Raw genomic sequence first — 15,910 nt, forward strand, 5'->3', positions numbered from 1 at the left:
TAAAAGATGCCGGGATGGTAACTGGCCCTTGGCGTTGTGTCAGTTGGATCGCAGCCCTCACCCCCCGCCCTCCCGAAACGTCGGACCGCCCGGAGGGAGAGGGAGCCTGACCGTATCGATGCAAATGCCATCGTCTGGCACAACAATCTGCATCGATAGAGATCAGTCCCCTCTCCTGGGGGAGAGGGCCAGGGTGAGGGGGCTATGGCCTCAGCGACGCCACATCACTCAAGCCTTCTTCTTGTACGCAATGCAGTCGATCTCGACCTTGCAGTCGACCATCATGCTCGCCTGCACACAGGCCCGGGCCGGTGCGTGTTCGGGCTTGAAGTACTCGCCGAAGACCTTGTTGAAACTGCTGAAATCCCGCGGATCGTCCAGCCACACGCCGGCGCGTACCACGTCTTCCAGGCCATAACCGGCCTCTTCGAGAATCGCGATCAGGTTCTTCATGGTCTGGTGCGTCTGCTCGACGATGCCGCCCACAATGATCTCGCCATCCACCGCCGGCACCTGCCCGGAAACGTGCAGCCAGCCATCGGCCTCAACAGCGCGGGCGAATGGACGTGGCTGGCCGCCAGCGGCGGTGCTGCCGGTGCCGTAACGAGTAATGCTCATGGGTGTTTCTCCTGATTGAAAAAGTGAAAAGTCAGAACCGCGTGCTTTTGAGAAATTCCGCCAGCCGCGGCGATTGAGGACGCTCGAACAGTTCCTTGGGAGGCCCCTGCTCTTCGATGCGCCCCTGATTCATGAAAACGATCTTGTCCGAGACCTCGAACGCAAAACGCATTTCGTGGGTCACCAGCAACATGGTCATGCCGTCCTCGGCCAGGCCCTTGATCACGTTCAGCACTTCGCCGACCAGTTCCGGGTCGAGGGCCGAGGTGACTTCGTCGAACAGCATCAGGCTCGGGTTCATCGCAATCGCCCGGGCAATCGCCACGCGCTGCTGCTGACCGCCGGACAACTGGCCGGGAAAGTGATTGCGCCGCTCCAGCAGGCCGACCCGCTCCAGCCATTTCTCGGCCAGGACCACGGCTTCGTCCTTGTGCATCTTTTTGACTTTCAGCAAGCCGAGCGTGACGTTCTGCAACGCGGTGAGGTGCGGGAACAGGTTGAATTGCTGGAACGCCATGCCGGTCATCGCACGATGACGGGCAATGACTTTTTCCGGGTGGCGCACGCGCTTTCCGTTGAGTTCGTCATAGCCGATGGATTCGCCATCGAGCAGGATCTGCCCGCCCTGGAATTCCTCCAGCATGTTCACGCAGCGCAGCAGCGTGGTCTTGCCCGAGCCGCTGGAGCCGATCAGCGTCACCACGTTGCCGCGCTGCATGCTCAGGTCAACGCCCTTGAGCACTTCGACCGCGCCGTATTGTTTGTGCAGGCCACGGATGTCCAGCAGGAGCTGACCGTTCTGGACGTTGGAAACTTGAGCTTGAGTCATGGCAGGGCCACCCGCTTTTCAATGTGCCGGCCGAGTAATTCGATGCCGTAGTTGATGACGAAGAACAGAAAACCGGCGAACAGGTAAAACTCCAGGGTCATGAACGTCCGGGCGATGATCTGCTGGGTGCTGAGCAACAGCTCGGCCACGCTGATCACCGACAGCAAGGTCGAGGCCTTGACGATTTCGGTGGACGAATTGACCCAGGTCGGCAGGATCTGCCGCAGTGCCTGAGGCAACAGGACGTAACCAAGGGACTGATAGAACGTCAGGCCGATGGCCTTGCCGGCTTCCATCTGCCCGCGTGGCAACGCCTGCAACGCACCGCGCACGATCTCGGCAACGTGGGAGCCGCAAAACAGCGTCAGCCCGAGTGCGCCGGCCTGAAACGCACTGATCTGCCAACCGAGCGCCGGTGCCATGTAGAAGCACGCCAGCACCAGCACGAACACCGGCGTGCCGCGAATCAGGTCGACATAAAAACGGAACGGCGCGCGCATCCAGAACTTGCCGTAGGTCAGCACCAGCCCGGCGAATACGCCGATAAACGTGCCGAACAGAATCGCCAGCGCCGACACCTGCACGCTGGTCAGAAAGCCTTGCCACAAGGCTTCGCGGGCAATCCACAACTCATGCAACCAACTGGGGGATTCGTACATCGCAGCCTCCTATCGGCGGATCGCCAGACGCTGCTCGAGGTAACGCAGCAGCATGGCAATGAGGTAACAGGCCGCGACATACAACGCCGTGGTCACCAGCCAGGTTTCGATCACCCGGTAGCTTTCGACGTTGATCTTGCGCGCGTAATAGGTCAGCTCCGGCACCGCGATCGCGGCGGCCAGCGAGGTGTCCTTGAACAGCGAAATGAAGTTGTTCGACAGCGCCGGCAGCACGTTGCGCAACATCACCGGCACGGTGACGTAGGCTTTCACCTGCCACTCGCCCAGACCGATAGCCAGCCCCGCTTCGCGCTGGCCCTTGGGAATGCTCAGCAAACCGCCGCGGAACACTTCGGTCAGGTACGCCCCGGCATACAGCGAAAGCGTGATGATGAACGACGGGATCTTGTCCAGCCGGATTCCCAGGCTTGGCAACGCAAAGTAGATCAACAGAATCAACACCAGAATCGGCGTGTTACGGATCACCGTCACATACACCGATGCCAGCACCCGCAAGGCGCGATGCCTGGACAGCAAGGCAAACGCCATCAGCAGGCCGATCACGCAGCCGATGGCGATCGACACCAGCGCCAGTTCGAGGCCCAGACCGAGCCCCGCCAGCAAGGTGTCGAAATCGCGCCACACGGCGGCAAAGTTCAACTGATAGTTCATGGTCGACAGTACCTTGAGCGGGGCGCATCAGGGCGCCCCACTCTCACGGGATCATTTGAATTCGACAGGGAAACCGATGGCCGGCGATGGCAGATCCACGCCGAACCATTGCTTGAACGACGCGGCATAAGTCGGGAACTCGACGCCGGTCATGGCCTCATGAAGGGCGGTGTTGACGAAGTTCAGCCAGTCCTGATCGCCACGTTTGACGGCGCACGCGTAGGTCTGCGGGCTCCAGGCGTACGTCGGGCTGCGGTAGCGGCCAGGGTTCTGCACCATCAGGTATTTGACCGAAGACTGGTCGGTGGCGGCGGCATCGGCGCGACCGGAGTTCACCGCCTGGTACATAAGATCAACGCTGTCGTACTGATCGACCTTGGCCTTGGGCAGCGCCTGATGCACCAGCTCCTCGGCGTACACGTTCTGCAGCACGGCCACGGTCACGCCGTCACCACCGGCCTGCAGGTCTTCGATTTCCTTGTATTTGCTGTTGTTCGGCAGCAGCAGGCCGACGCCTTCGCGGTAGTACGGCAGGGTGAACGCCACTTGCTGCGCACGGCTGGCGGTGACGGTGATGAACTGGCAGCTCATGTCGACCTTGTCGGTCAGCAGGTTGGGAATCCGCGCATCGGAAGACTGCACAACAAACTCGACCTTGCTCGGGTCGTTGAACAGACCTTTGGCGACGATCCGGGCGATGTCGATATCAAAGCCCTGCAACTTGCCGTCCGCGCCCTGGAAGTGCCACGGCGCATTGGTGCTGCCGGTGCCCACAATCAGTTTTCCACGGGCCAGGACGCTGTCGAGCTTGCTGTCAGCCGCCTGGGCCATACCCACGACAGCGGACGAAGCCGCGAGAACAAAAACACACGCTTTGAACAAGGAAGGTCGGCGATGCATGGCAAGCACTCCAGAGAATTGTTTATTCCGCTATACCGGAACACGGTTTGTTACTACGGAATAGACAGCAGAAAGTGTGCCACAGGATTCGCGGGGAATCTGCACCCGTTTGAAAATTCACAGGAATCAAAGAGATACGTAAATAGGAAAAATAGAGAAACAGTGAGAGAGCGGAGCGTGCGCTACCGTTGGCTACAACAATGCGGGTAGCAGGTTCCCAGTCGGTGCACGGGTGATCGATTCAGGGGCAGTGTTTATTTCCGAGAACCAACCTCAAAGGTCGTCTATCGAAACTTTTATGGTCGGATCATTTTCCCACTCCTTGCAGAGAGCTATCAGCTCCAGATCCTCAAGGCGATTCATAAGCTCCTCATCAGTTTGTACTACGGAAACTGCTTTAAAACCTGCGTCGCTGCCCATCAGGAGCTCCTTTGATAAATGTCTGAAAACGATACCAGCTGCCTGGCCTTTGCGGACCTGAGTCTTCTGAGGGAATGCTCTTGCATCAAAGTAGGACGAAATCATCCTTTGTAGGACCTACCTGTAATTTCTGACAGTAGACCGCCGTTTTGCCCTGCTTTAACGTCAAAGGCCTTCCAGACTCATTGATCAGGAGGCTCCAATGAGAACCCGTCCCCCCCACACAACGTTGCACCCCGCCTACCGCAAAGTGTTGAAGGGATGGCGTCCAGTGATTCTGTATTTCTACAGCGAGCACTGCGGTGCCTGTACCTATGCCAGCCCGGTTTTTCGTGAAATCGCGGAGCCTTATCGACTTCGGGCGAACATCTACATGCTCGAAGCGGAAAAGTCGCCCAATATTTCTCATGTCGACGGATTCCCTACGGTGCTTTTCTTTCAGGACGGGAAACTGCGGAAAAAACTCAAAGGCATTGGAGATGAAAGATCCCTTCATGAGCATTTCGCCGAACACATCGGCAAGGTGAAAGCACCCGCCACTTGCCGCAAACCCCGACACACCCTCTCCTGGCTGCACCAAACCCTCAGCACCCTCTGCACCATCCCCCGCGCAAAACGATGGAACTTTTCCTGAAAGTGCCACCTAAGAGCCATCAGGAAATGGCACCGTCGTTCCAATTGATCTGTAACAACTAGCCTCGAAGCCGGATTGGACAAGCTCCCATCCGGCTGCTTTTCTTTATTTCTCAGAAAGAGATAAGTGCTGCCGGCCCTTTGGCCGCGGCCTTGCTTCGTCCCAGGAGGGGTCAATGTCCTTTAATGTCATGATGGTTTTCGGTACTCGCCCGGAGGCCATCAAAATGGCCCCGCTGGCCCGGGTTCTGCGTCAGTGGCCCGACATCACACTCAACATCTGTTCCAACCGCCTCTACGCCTGGCTGAGCGCACGCTCGGCGGCGGGTAAAGGGGTATGAGTCTGGGTTGGGTCGATTTTTTCGCGTATGTGCTGTTCGGTCTCAAATATGTGGCGATTGCCCTCGCCCTGTTGATGTTCATCCTCGGCCTCGATGACCTGTTCATCGACCTCGTTTACTGGAGCCGCAAATTCATCCGGCGCTGGCGGATCTACGAGAAATTCAAGCGTGCCGACGAGGAACGCCTGTATTCGATTCCCGAGAAACCGCTGGCAATCATGGTGCCGGCGTGGAACGAAGTCGGCGTGGTCGGTGAAATGGCGCGTCTGGCCGCCTCGACCATCGACTACGAGAACTATCAGATTTTCGTCGGCACCTACCCCAACGATGCCGAAACCCAGGCCGATGTCGACGCGGTGTGCCAGCACTACCCCAACGTGCACAAAGTGGTGTGCGCCCGCCCCGGCCCGACCAGCAAGGCCGACTGCCTGAACAACATCATCGACGCGATCCTGCGCTTCGAGAGCGAGGCGAAAATCCAGTTCGCCGGGTTCATCCTGCACGACGCCGAAGACGTGATTTCGCCGATGGAATTGCGCCTCTACAACTACCTGCTGCCGAACAAAGACCTGATCCAGATACCGGTCTACCCCTACGCGCCGGAGTGGAAAGGCTTCACCGCCGGGCACTACGTCGATGAGTTCGCCGAGAACCACGGCAAGGACGTGATCGTCCGCGAAGCCCTCACCGGCCAGGTGCCCAGCGCCGGCGTCGGCACCTGCTTCAGCCGTAAGGCCATCAGTGCCCTGCTGGAAGACGGCGATGGCATTGCCTTCGATGTGCAGAGTCTCACCGAGGACTACGACATCGGTTTCCGCCTCAAGCAGAAAGGCATGAAATGCATCTTCGCCCGCTATTCGGTCAGCGATCCGAAACTGGCATTGGAGCAACCCTGGGTATTCGGGATGAACCGCGAGTTCTCCCAGGTGATCTGCGTCCGCGAACACTTTCCCCGCGACCTGCAACATGCAATCCGGCAGAAATCGCGGTGGATTGTCGGCATCGTGTTCCAGGGCACCAAGAACCTCGGCTGGAGCCGCAAGGGTCTTCTCAACTACTTCCTGTGGCGCGACCGTCGCGGGCTGATCGCCTACCTGCTGAGTTTTTTGGTGAACCTGCTGTTCCTGGTACTGCTGGCGATGTGGGCGGTGACGATCATTTCCCCGGACTCGTGGCGCTATCCCTCGATCCTCGCTGACAGTTCGCTGCTGTCGGTGCTGCTGTGGCTCAACGGCCTGATGCTGCTCAATCGCCTGTTCCAGCGCGGCTGGTTTGTCACCCGCTATTACGGTCTGGTCGAAGGTCTGCTGTCGGCGCCGCGCATGATGTGGAGCAACTTCGTCAATTTCTTCGCCAACCTGCGTGCCCTGCGTCAGGTCATGGAAATGGGTGACTCACGACGTGTGGCCTGGGACAAGACCACCCATGAATTCCCGGCGCTGACCAAGGCACAGCGCACGCCGCTCGGCCATCGACTGGTGGAAAAGGGTCTGCTTACCGAAGAGCAACTGGAAGCGGCAATCACCAGCCCCGTACGCCGTCGACTCGGCCGCGAACTGTTGCTGCGTGAGTACATCGACAGCACTCAGCTGGTTCAAACCCTCGCCGAGCAGCTTGATCTGGAATGGGCGCCGCTCAATCCGTTCAAGCTCGACAAACGCCTGATCGATGCCGTACCGCGCCGGGTCGCCTCCCACTACGGCATTTTGCCGGTGGCCGAAGAAGGCGACACCCTGATTCTGGCCTCCGAAGGCCCGGTCAGTCAGGTCTCGCTCGGCGCCATCAGCCGTCAATTGAAACGCCCGGTGCGCAGCCGTCTCGCACCTCAGGGCCGCGTCACATTGGGGATTCGTTACTGGTACGCCAGCCCCCGCCAGAATGAGGAAGTGCGTCATATGCTCGAAGTGCTTGAGCGCCATCAGGACGATGAAGCCCTGCTGGAACGGGTCAGCCGCCATCAAGTGCTGCTGGGCAATCTGTTGCAGGTGCGCGGCATGGTTCCGCCGACCCTGTTCAATCAGGCGCTGATCGACTTCGATGCCGAGAAGATGTCACTCGGTGAACACCTGATTTCCCGGGGCATGATTACCCAGGAAGTACTGGAACAGGCCCTGGCCGATCAGGCCAGCGAACAGCAAGCCGCCTACCGCATTGTCCGGGAGGTCGCATGAAGCCTGTGCATCGTCAAACCTTGCTGATGGGCAGCCTGCTGCTGGGCCTGAGCACCGCGTATCCGCTGCAGGCTGCACCGCTGAGCGACTTTGAACAGTTCCGCAGCTACCCCTACATGGACCGCAGCTATCGCGAGGCGAAAAAGGGCAATTGGAAAGAAGTCGAACGACTGATGCGCCACTTGCTGGAAAAGGTCCCGAAAAACGACGAGGCCCGGGCACTGCTGGTGGAATCCCTGGCCAAGCAACGTCGTTACAAGGAAGCGCTGCAAGCGTTGCCGGACAACAGCGACGCCCTGCTCGACCTGCGCCTGACCTGGATCGAACAGGACCCGCCGACCAGCACGCAAGTTGAAAGCTGGATGGCCACCAGCAATCTGAATGACCGCGTACGCCTCTGGCAGGCCTACAGCCTGAGCCTGGCCAAGTTCGGCGGCGCGGCCAAGGCCCATGACTGGCTGGCACAACTGGCGCCCAAGGGTGACGACAACATCTTGCGCCTGGCCCGCGCCAACTGGTCGGAGCAATTGCGCGACTGGAGCGGCACCATCGACCAACTGGCGCCGCTGGCCGCACGCAAACAACTGGACGCCGAAGGCTGGCAACGGCTGGCCAACGCTTACGTGCAGCGTCTCGATGAAAAGCCGCTGCAGCAACTGCTGCAACAGGCGCCGAGTCCCGAGGCCGCACGCAACATTCGCCTGGCGATGGTCGACCGCGCCATCGCCATGGGCCACGAGCAACAGGCCCAACGCTGGATGCAGTCGCTGCCGGCCAGCGATCTCGCCGATCCGGCGCAGCGTCAGCGTCTGTGGGAACTGGCGCGCAAGACCGAAGACGTGCCCACCGTGCAGCGCCTGAGCAACGATCTGCAACGGCCTTGCCTGGAAACCGCGGAATGGCTGTCGCGCCAGGATCCGGAAGCGGCACTCAAGCAACTGCGCAGCTGTACGCCGACGGACGACCCACAGACCTGGCTGATACTCGCCCAGCGCCTGCAAGCCTCGGATCTATTGCAAAGCACCCGTCTACCGGAGCCTTGGGACAGTCGACGACAAACACAGGTGCTCGACATCTGGCAGGAGCAAGGTCGCAGTGCCGAAGTCAACGCCTGGCTGGCCGGTCAGAAACAGACGCCCGATATCGTCAAGCGCCGTGCGGAACTGACGCAGCGCATGGGACGGATGATCGAAGCGGAGACCCTGTGGGAACTGCATTACCGACAGACCGACAATCTTTCCTCGCTCAATCAGGCCACCTATCTTGCGGTAAATGCCGGTGATCGGGCGCACGCTCAACAGTTGCTGGAATCTGCGTTCGATCGTCATGACGGGCGTTTGCCGGCGACGGCGTTGCAGCGTCTGGTCGGCTTGTATGCCGCAGCGCCCTCCACGACGCCGGAGCAACAGCGACGCATGGCGCTCCTGCTCAACCGGGTGGACGGTGCCACGCGCGGCCAACTGCTCGCGCAACTTGCGGAGACCGGCCAGTGCGACGCCGTGCAGCAAGCCATCGGCAGCCACCCGCAAGCGGCTGGCGATTACCGCGCGCTCGGTCGCTGCGCCATGCCTGATCGCCCGGGTGAAGCCGTCGTCTATTACCAGCAGGCTGAAAAGCTCGGCGATCGCGGCAGTCGTCTGCCGCTGGCCTATGCCCTGGAAGCGGCCGGTGATTCTGCCGGTGCACTGACGATCTGGCGCAGCATCCCGACCGCCGAACTCAGCGACAACGCGCGTCTGACGGCCAGTCGCAGCGCGCTGAATGTCGGCGACAGCCAGACCGCAGAAACCTACTGGCAACAAAGCACCACTCGCGGCGCCAATGAGTGGGCCCTCGGCGCAGCCATCGCCGACGCACGGGGTGATCACGCCCAGGCACTGCAACGTCAGCGTCAGGCCCTGCAACAGACACCGGATGCCGGGCACTTCTACGCCGCGTCGGTCACCGCGCAAAAGGCCGGAGACTTGCCACAAAGCACCGCGTGGCTGGCCGAAGCGGTACGCCGCGAGCCGAACAACCCGCGTTATCGCGCCGACTACGGCATGCGTCTGGCCGGTGCCGAAACCCGCGAAGAGCGCGCCACGGCGATTCCGTATCTGCAACAGGCGACCCGGGATTTCCCCGAGGATTACCGTCTCGGCGAAACCCTGGCCTGGCGCTACGACGAAGTCGAAGACAGCGCCTCCGCGCGCAAGGAACTGCGCCGCGTGATCGATCTGGAGCAGAACCCGGTGGCAGCCGATGACGAAGACGGCAGCATGGAGGCCCGCCGTTATCGCCAGCGCCGTGCCCATGAAACCTTGTCACGGCGTGACAGCCGGACGATTGCCAGCACCTGGTCGCCGGCCGGGATCTCGACCAACGACTTCGTGCGCCCGGACGACAGCAAAGGTTCACGCCGTCGCTCGGATTCGCAGAATGTGCAATTGGCAATGTGGGACCACGCCTTGGGCGAAGAACCAAGCCGCGCCGGCAGCACGCTGTCGGTGTACGGTCGCGTCCTGCTGGGCGGACAAGGTCGCTCAAGTTACGCCGAGTCCCTCGCCGCCGGTGTCGGCCTGCGCTACAAACCGTGGGGCACACAGAACATCAACTTCTACGGCGAGATCTACAAGCAGAGCCAGCTCGACGATGACGACAGTCACAGCCTGAGCCTCGGCCAGATGCTGGTGCCGGAAAAGCTGTTCGATCAGGTCAACGATCACCGCAAGGACGGTCACACCACCACTGATTACCTGCTGCGCGCCACCGCCTCATTCCTCGATCAGGGCAAGTACCGCAACGACTGGCGGGTCGATGAAAACGATTGGGACGAGCGTTTTCTCTACCTCGACGCCGCGTGGTGGACCAAGGCCGGCGATCACCAGTGGCTGTCGCGCTTCCAGCAAGGTCACGCCTGGAAACTTCCCGACAGTGGCGCCCAGACGATCATGCCTTACGGCTTCCTCGAGTTTGCCAGCCAGGACCCGAGCAACGACTGGCGCCAGGACCTGCGCACCGGTGTCGGTCTGCGCTGGCAATGGTGGTACGACGAGGATCGTTACAACGCCTACCGGTCGAAACTGACGGTTCGCACCGAATATCAACAGTCGCTGGGCGGCAATCTGTATGAAGGCGGCAACGGTGCGCTGCTGGGCGTGGAGTGGAATTTCTGATGGCTCGATGGATGTTGTGTTTGTGTCTGCTGATGAGTGCCACTGTCGCCAAGGCCGATGAGCGTGTCTTCTATCAGCCGCTGAATGTCGATGCCGGCCTGACCCAGGCGCAGTGGCAGAAAGTCTGGCAAGACACCGCGAAGCAAGGCACGCGAACCGTGATCGTCCAGTGGACGGCCTATGGCGACTCGGACTTCGGCGGCGCCAATGGCTGGCTCGCCAACAGCCTGAAACTCGCTCAGCGGGAAGGTCTGCAACTGGTGCTCGGCCTGGCGATGGACCCGGCCTACTACAAACGCATCGATGAACTGGACAGCGCCGGTCTCGGCGCCTACTGGCAGGCACAACTGGGCCAGTCACTGGCCCAGCAGCAGAAGCTCCGCCAGGACTGGAAGCTGCAGGTCAGCGGGTGGTATCTGCCGCTGGAACTGGACGACCTGCACTTTCTGGCGGCAGATCGACGGGCCACACTTCAGCGCCAATTGAAGGACTTTGCCGCGAAGCTGGATGCGCCGCTGCATGTCAGCGCCTTCAGTGCCGGCAAGCTGGCCCCGGCGGTCAACGGTCAATGGCTGGGCGAATTGACGGCGGCGGGTGCGCAGATCTGGTGGCAGGACGGCGCGGGCACCGGTCGTTTGTCACCGCTGGTGCGCAACGGTTACGCCAGTGCACTGCCCTGCTCCGTGGGTATCGTGCGCGAAGCCTTCCGGCAGGTCAGCCGCGAGGGCGAACCCTTCCGTGCCGAGCCGGCCAGCCCGGATGCGACCTCGACCGGCTGCCATCAGAACGCGGTGTTTTCCCTGCGCTACCGACCGTGGGGTTCGGTCATCCTCGATAATCAACGCAAGCATCCGGGCAGCAATGTACAAAACCATTGAAGACGAAGTCCTGAAGAAGACCGCGCCCGCCGAACTGTGGAGCGAGTTCATTCAGCATGAATTCGAGCGGCTGCACACATTCTGCCTGCTGATTTATCTGGCAAGCATCAGTGTCTGGATTGTCTTCGATCTGATCGTCAGTTTCCTTGGAGGCCAGGGTTTTACCTGGCGATCGATGGTGTTTCTGACGGTGTTTTCGATTCAGGCGGTCATTCTGCTGTTCACGCGAAAGGCCGCCCATTTCGACATCCTGAACATCCTGTTCGTCGTTGCCATGACCGTTGGTGTGCGACTGCTGATCGACGGCCTGCCCGCCAGTTTTCAACCTGCGTGGCTGGTGCTGGGCGCCTCGAGCATGCTTTACAGCATTTCGGTTCTGCCCATCAGTCGCTGGTCGTTCTACACCTCGCAAGGGGTGATATGGCTGGTGCTCAATCCGTTTTTTGGTACCGAAGTCGGGCTGTTCGAACTCAAAGGCGTGATGACCATCGCTTACGCCGTGTTTCTCTGCGGGTTGACGATCTATACGTTTTTGAAGCTGCGCGAGGCCAAGCTCTACAACTACATCATGTCCAAGCTGTTGCTGGACCAGGCCTATAACGACACCCTCACCGAAATTCCCAACCGTCGCTCATTCATGACCCGCGCCGGAAAAACCCTGCAAGCCGTGCCGCGCGAACACGACCATTACCTGGCGATGATCGACATCGACAACTTCAAGAAAGTGAATGATGTGTACGGCCACGACATCGGCGATGAGGTGCTCAAGCGCATCGCGGCGGACATCAAAACCGTGATGTCACGCTTCGAATATGCACGATTGGGCGGTGAGGAGTTTGCGATCTATCTGGCCGGTGTGCGCCGCGAGGATGTCGAGGCGCTGGCCGGAGAATTGTGCCGGGTGGTGCGTGAGCAACCGACCCGGCACCCGGTGACCATCAGCATCGGTCTGGCCCGGGTCGAAGATGGCGACACCCTCAACCAGGCGCTGATCAAGGCTGACGAAGCACTGTACGAGTCAAAGCATACCGGCAAGGACCGGTACACTTTTCATCAGTGAGGCCGTCAGGCCTCACGCACCAGCAATACTCGCGTCACGCGACGTTCTTCGACCGCCATCACGGTCATGCCCCAACCTTCATGTTCCAGTCGATCGCCCTTCATCGGCAGGCGATCCAGCAGGCTCATCACCAGCCCGGCGAGGGTCTGGTAATCCTCGGTTGGCTCGGCGCGAAAACCGGTGTGCTCGCGGATGCGGGTCAGATTCAGCGCACCGTTGACGATGTACCCGCCCTGCTCCTCGACCACGTCCGGGCCGGCGATTTCGCTGGCATCCGGCAGTTCGCCAGCAATCGATTCGAGAATGTCGGTCATGGTCAACACGCCGACAAAGTCACCGAACTCATTCACCACAAAGGCAATGTGGGTCGAAGCCGCACGCATTTGCTCCAGTGCGTTGAGGATCGAATAACTGTCCAGCAGATTGACGGTCTTGCGCGCCAGGTGTTCCAGGTTCGGCTCGTTGCCGGCCAGATATTCCTTGAGCAGCTCTTTCTTGTGCACGAAGCCCAGCGGCTCATCGACCGCGCCGTTACGAATCAACGGCAAGCGCGAGTAGGACGAATGCATCAATCGCGTACGAATCGCCTCAGCGTCGTCGGCCAGATCAATGTGATCGACATCGGCGCGCACCGTCATCAAGGCGCGGATCGGTCGCTCGGCCAATTGCAGCACACCGCTGATCATCACCCGTTCGCGACGGTCGAACAGCTCCGCACTCGGCGCTTCACCGTTATCCAGCAAGTCGGAAATTTCCTCGCCAACCTCCTCCACCGCCAGTTTGCGACCGCCCAGCAGACGCATCACCGCGTGGGCCGTGCGCTCGCGCATCGGGCGCAAGCCCTGCATCGAGCGCTTGCGACGAGCGCGGGCGATCTGGTTGAAGATCTCGATCAGGATCGAGAAACCAATGGCCGCGTACAGATAACCTTTCGGGATGTGGAAGCCCAGGCCTTCGGCCGTCAGGGCAAAACCGATCATCATCAGGAAGCCCAGACACAGCATGATCACCGTCGGATGGGCGTTGACGAAGCGGGTCAGCGGCTTGCTGGCAACGATCATCACACCAATGGACACGACCACCGCGATCATCATCACCGCCAGTTCATCGACCATGCCCACAGCGGTAATCACCGCGTCCAGGGAGAACACCGCGTCGAGCACAACGATTTGCGCCACGATCGGCCAGAACAGCGCATAAGCGGTGTTGGTCGAGCGCTCGCCGATATGGCCTTCCAGCCGTTCGTGCAACTCCATGGTCGCCTTGAACAACAGGAACACGCCACCGAACAGCATGATCAGGTCACGGCCGGAGAAGCTCTTGCCGAACACTTCGAACAACGGTGCCGTGAGGGTGACCAGCCAGGAAATACTCGCCAGCAGGCCAAGACGCATGATCAGCGCCAGGCTCAAGCCGATGATTCGCGCACGATCGCGCTGATGCGGCGGCAGCTTGTCCGCCAGGATCGCGATGAACACCAGGTTGTCGATACCCAGCACCAGTTCCAGCACGATCAGTGTCAACAAGCCCAGCCACGCCGTGGGATCCGCTAACCATTCCATAATCTGTCTCTATCTCTCGTCAGTGAATTCAGGCTGCCGGACACGGCAAAGTGCGGCGCGAAAGCTCGAAGGCTGCGCCATCAACGATAGTCGGGAGTCGGAAGACTGGATGCTGCGAGTGCGTCAAGACCGCGCCATGGCGCGAAGGGAACGTTGTTCTTTGAGTAGAACTGGGAGGCTCCGAGAGGGTATTCATGCAAATCCTGAATGAAAAAAGGCCTTGAAGCGTACAGGCTCAGATGACTTTTCCTACAGCTGGAAATCATTTCAAAATCTGTACGCCTTCGCCGTCGCCTCAGGATTCCGGATAGATCGCGGCGAGAACCCGTTCGGCATTCGCACCGCAACTCATGCCTTCGGGCCTGGATTGAATACTGTCGATCACCTCCAGCAGCCGCGCCTTGCTTTGGGCCAGATGCTGCTGCATGACTTCGATCTGCTCGACCTTGCGCGTCAGGCCTTCCACCAATTCTTCGTGCTTGAATTCGCCGGTTCCGGCTGTTGGCAGCAACTGCTTGAGTTCTTCCAGGGAAAATCCGGCCTGCTGGGCGCTGCGGATAATGTTCAGGGTTTGCAGCACTTGCGGCGGGTAACGCCGGTAGCCATTGCCCAGCCGCTCCACTTTCGGAATCAGGCCCTGGGCCTCGTAGAAGCGAATGCTAGATGCGCTCAGCCCGCTCCGTTGCGCCAATTCACCGATTTTCATTTCAGCCTCGATTTGCCTGCTTGACATTAAAGTTGACTTTAAGCTTAGCCTTTCTCCATCACTGATGAGGAGTCAAGCAATGTCGCCCTTCCAGATTTTGAAACTGCCCAACGGTCAGACCGTCGGCAACCGTATCGCCAAAGCCGCCATGGAAGAAAACCTCGCCGATCGTGACCAGGCTCCCTCCCGCGAACTGTTTCGCCTGTATCAAGCCTGGGCCGACGGCAGCGCCGGGTTGCTGCTGACCGGTAATGTCATGATCGACCGCCGCGCCATGACCGGCCCTGGTGGCGTGGTGCTCGAAGACGAGCGGCATCTGGACCGTTTCCGTCAATGGGCCGAAATCGCCCGCAGTGGAGGCGCACAAGTCTGGGTTCAGCTCAACCATCCCGGCCGCCAGACCTTCGCCAATATGGGCCAGCAAGCGCTGGCGCCATCGGCAGTGGCGCTGGAAATGGGTTCGTTCTCGAAACTGTTCGCCGAGCCCAAACCGATGACCGAGGACGACATCGAAGAGGTCATTCAACGTTTCGCCAGGAGTGCCGCGCTTGCCGAGAAAGCCGGTTTCAGCGGTATCCAGATCCACGCTGCCCACGGCTATTTGCTCAGTCAGTTTCTCTCGCCGCTGACCAACCGCCGCACCGACCGCTGGGGCGGTTCGCTGGAAAACCGTGCGCGCCTGCTGCTGTCGGTGATCGAGGCTGTGCGTCAGGCCGTTTCACCACAGTTTTGCGTGGCGGTGAAGCTCAACTCCGCGGATTTCCAGCGCGGCGGCTTCGACACGGACGATGCCCGTCATGTGATCGAATGGCTCAACGAACAGCCAATCGACCTGCTCGAGCTGTCCGGTGGCAGCTACGAAGCGCCGGCGATGCAAGGCGAAGCCCGCGACGGACGCACCCTGGCCCGTGAGGCGTTCTTTCTGGAGATGGCCAGTGAACTGGCCAGTGTGGCCCGCATGCCAGTGATGGTCACCGGCGGTATCCGGCGCCTGCCCATCGTCGAACAAGTGCTCGACAGCGGTATCGCCATGGCCGGCATCGCCACTGCGCTGGCCATCGAACCGAGTCTGGTCAAACACTGGCGCGAAGGCCGCCACAGCGAACCGCAACTGCCGCCGATCCGCTGGAAACGCAAACCGCTGGCCGCACTGGCGAACATGGCCGTGGTGCGTTTCCAGATGGCCCGCCTGAGCCGGGGTCGCCAGCCGCATCCCGAAGTGTCGGCACTCTGGGCGCTGATTCGCGACCGGTTGTATCTCAGTCGCCGCACCCGGCAGTACCGTCAGGCAATGGATGTATAAACC

At 60.4% G+C, this 15,910-nt stretch carries 15 protein-coding genes; 7 read left to right on the forward strand and 8 right to left on the reverse strand.

The window, feature by feature from the left end:
* Positions 1 to 228: 228 nt before the first annotated feature.
* From ABFB52_RS16080 to ABFB52_RS16105, 6 genes are all read right to left on the reverse strand, one after another.
* Positions 229 to 618 (reverse strand): RidA family protein, encoded by a 390-nt coding sequence (locus tag ABFB52_RS16080; RefSeq protein ID WP_007912330.1) that lies wholly within the window; start codon positions 616 to 618, stop codon positions 229 to 231.
* A gap of 31 nt (positions 619 to 649) precedes the next feature.
* On the reverse strand, positions 650 to 1,447 hold the full coding sequence (locus ABFB52_RS16085; protein WP_102718115.1) for an amino acid ABC transporter ATP-binding protein: 798 nt from the start codon (positions 1,445 to 1,447) through the stop codon (positions 650 to 652).
* Positions 1,444 to 2,106: an amino acid ABC transporter permease gene (locus ABFB52_RS16090; protein ID WP_129973275.1), complete on the reverse strand. Its 663-nt coding sequence runs from the start codon at positions 2,104 to 2,106 to the stop codon at positions 1,444 to 1,446. The genes ABFB52_RS16085 and ABFB52_RS16090 overlap by 4 nt, the downstream gene beginning before the upstream one ends.
* 9 nt (positions 2,107 to 2,115) lie before the next feature.
* A complete protein-coding gene (locus ABFB52_RS16095) occupies positions 2,116 to 2,778 on the reverse strand; it encodes an amino acid ABC transporter permease (protein WP_007960243.1) in 663 nt (220 codons plus the stop codon).
* A gap of 51 nt (positions 2,779 to 2,829) precedes the next feature.
* Positions 2,830 to 3,678: a transporter substrate-binding domain-containing protein gene (locus ABFB52_RS16100; RefSeq protein WP_102686073.1), complete on the reverse strand. Its 849-nt coding sequence runs from the start codon at positions 3,676 to 3,678 to the stop codon at positions 2,830 to 2,832.
* A 273-nt stretch (positions 3,679 to 3,951) separates the two neighbouring features.
* A complete protein-coding gene (locus ABFB52_RS16105; RefSeq protein ID WP_240871899.1) occupies positions 3,952 to 4,098 on the reverse strand; it encodes a hypothetical protein in 147 nt (48 codons plus the stop codon).
* 202 nt (positions 4,099 to 4,300) lie between these two features.
* Between ABFB52_RS16105 and ABFB52_RS16110 the strand changes: the two genes are divergently transcribed.
* The 6 genes from ABFB52_RS16110 (at position 4,301) to ABFB52_RS16135 (ending at position 12,336) form a co-directional block, all read left to right on the forward strand.
* Positions 4,301 to 4,732 carry a thioredoxin family protein gene (locus tag ABFB52_RS16110; RefSeq protein ID WP_085745504.1) on the forward strand — a complete coding sequence of 144 codons (432 nt, stop codon included), beginning with the start codon at positions 4,301 to 4,303 and terminating at the stop codon, positions 4,730 to 4,732.
* 175 nt (positions 4,733 to 4,907) lie between these two features.
* Positions 4,908 to 5,072, forward strand: coding sequence for a hypothetical protein (locus ABFB52_RS16115; RefSeq protein WP_158247720.1), 165 nt, complete (start codon positions 4,908 to 4,910; stop codon positions 5,070 to 5,072).
* Complete coding sequence (gene nrfB, locus ABFB52_RS16120; protein WP_129973276.1) at positions 5,069 to 7,243, forward strand: cyclic di-3',5'-guanylate-activated glycosyltransferase NrfB; 2,175 nt, start codon at positions 5,069 to 5,071, stop codon at positions 7,241 to 7,243. The genes ABFB52_RS16115 and nrfB overlap by 4 nt, the downstream gene beginning before the upstream one ends.
* Positions 7,240 to 10,398, forward strand: coding sequence for a phage receptor (locus tag ABFB52_RS16125; RefSeq protein ID WP_129973277.1), 3,159 nt, complete (start codon positions 7,240 to 7,242; stop codon positions 10,396 to 10,398). Before nrfB ends, ABFB52_RS16125 begins: the two co-directional genes overlap by 4 nt.
* The gene (locus ABFB52_RS16130) at positions 10,398 to 11,276 is read left to right on the forward strand and encodes a DUF4434 family protein (RefSeq protein WP_085745501.1); all 879 of its coding nucleotides are present in this window, start codon (positions 10,398 to 10,400) and stop codon (positions 11,274 to 11,276) included. Before ABFB52_RS16125 ends, ABFB52_RS16130 begins: the two co-directional genes overlap by 1 nt.
* A complete protein-coding gene (locus ABFB52_RS16135) occupies positions 11,260 to 12,336 on the forward strand; it encodes a GGDEF domain-containing protein (protein WP_007960261.1) in 1,077 nt (358 codons plus the stop codon). The genes ABFB52_RS16130 and ABFB52_RS16135 overlap by 17 nt, the downstream gene beginning before the upstream one ends.
* Positions 12,337 to 12,341: 5 nt before the next feature.
* On the opposite strand, the gene ABFB52_RS16140 is transcribed toward ABFB52_RS16135, so the two are convergent.
* Positions 12,342 to 13,898, reverse strand: coding sequence for a TerC family protein (locus ABFB52_RS16140; protein ID WP_007960262.1), 1,557 nt, complete (start codon positions 13,896 to 13,898; stop codon positions 12,342 to 12,344).
* 295 nt (positions 13,899 to 14,193) lie between these two features.
* Positions 14,194 to 14,604, reverse strand: a complete 411-nt coding sequence (locus ABFB52_RS16145; protein WP_129973278.1) for a MerR family transcriptional regulator — start codon at positions 14,602 to 14,604, stop codon at positions 14,194 to 14,196.
* Between the two features lie 79 nt (positions 14,605 to 14,683).
* Here ABFB52_RS16145 and ABFB52_RS16150 point away from each other — a divergent pair, with 79 nt between their 5' ends.
* Positions 14,684 to 15,907 (forward strand): NADH:flavin oxidoreductase/NADH oxidase family protein, encoded by a 1,224-nt coding sequence (locus tag ABFB52_RS16150; protein WP_129973279.1) that lies wholly within the window; start codon positions 14,684 to 14,686, stop codon positions 15,905 to 15,907.
* Positions 15,908 to 15,910 lie beyond the last annotated feature (3 nt).

Source organism: Pseudomonas sp. 9.2(2024) (assembly GCF_039695385.1).
Classification (GTDB): domain Bacteria; phylum Pseudomonadota; class Gammaproteobacteria; order Pseudomonadales; family Pseudomonadaceae; genus Aquipseudomonas; species Aquipseudomonas paraglycinae.

Excerpts from the sequence above, each read along its gene's own strand:
- ABFB52_RS16080 (WP_007912330.1), bottom strand. The coding sequence starts at position 618 with ATGAGCATTACTCGTTACGGCACCGGCAGCACCGCCGCTGGCGGCCAG.
- nrfB (WP_129973276.1), top strand. The coding sequence starts at position 5,069 with ATGAGTCTGGGTTGGGTCGATTTTTTCGCGTATGTGCTGTTCGGTCTC.
- ABFB52_RS16135 (WP_007960261.1), top strand. The coding sequence starts at position 11,260 with ATGTACAAAACCATTGAAGACGAAGTCCTGAAGAAGACCGCGCCCGCC.
- ABFB52_RS16150 (WP_129973279.1), top strand. The coding sequence starts at position 14,684 with ATGTCGCCCTTCCAGATTTTGAAACTGCCCAACGGTCAGACCGTCGGC.
- ABFB52_RS16110 (WP_085745504.1), top strand. The coding sequence starts at position 4,301 with ATGAGAACCCGTCCCCCCCACACAACGTTGCACCCCGCCTACCGCAAA.
- ABFB52_RS16105 (WP_240871899.1), bottom strand. The coding sequence starts at position 4,098 with ATGGGCAGCGACGCAGGTTTTAAAGCAGTTTCCGTAGTACAAACTGAT.
- ABFB52_RS16145 (WP_129973278.1), bottom strand. The coding sequence starts at position 14,604 with ATGAAAATCGGTGAATTGGCGCAACGGAGCGGGCTGAGCGCATCTAGC.
- ABFB52_RS16085 (WP_102718115.1), bottom strand. The coding sequence starts at position 1,447 with ATGACTCAAGCTCAAGTTTCCAACGTCCAGAACGGTCAGCTCCTGCTG.
- ABFB52_RS16095 (WP_007960243.1), bottom strand. The coding sequence starts at position 2,778 with ATGAACTATCAGTTGAACTTTGCCGCCGTGTGGCGCGATTTCGACACC.
- ABFB52_RS16115 (WP_158247720.1), top strand. The coding sequence starts at position 4,908 with ATGTCCTTTAATGTCATGATGGTTTTCGGTACTCGCCCGGAGGCCATC.
- ABFB52_RS16100 (WP_102686073.1), bottom strand. The coding sequence starts at position 3,678 with ATGCATCGCCGACCTTCCTTGTTCAAAGCGTGTGTTTTTGTTCTCGCG.
- ABFB52_RS16125 (WP_129973277.1), top strand. The coding sequence starts at position 7,240 with ATGAAGCCTGTGCATCGTCAAACCTTGCTGATGGGCAGCCTGCTGCTG.
- ABFB52_RS16140 (WP_007960262.1), bottom strand. The coding sequence starts at position 13,898 with ATGGAATGGTTAGCGGATCCCACGGCGTGGCTGGGCTTGTTGACACTG.
- ABFB52_RS16090 (WP_129973275.1), bottom strand. The coding sequence starts at position 2,106 with ATGTACGAATCCCCCAGTTGGTTGCATGAGTTGTGGATTGCCCGCGAA.
- ABFB52_RS16130 (WP_085745501.1), top strand. The coding sequence starts at position 10,398 with ATGGCTCGATGGATGTTGTGTTTGTGTCTGCTGATGAGTGCCACTGTC.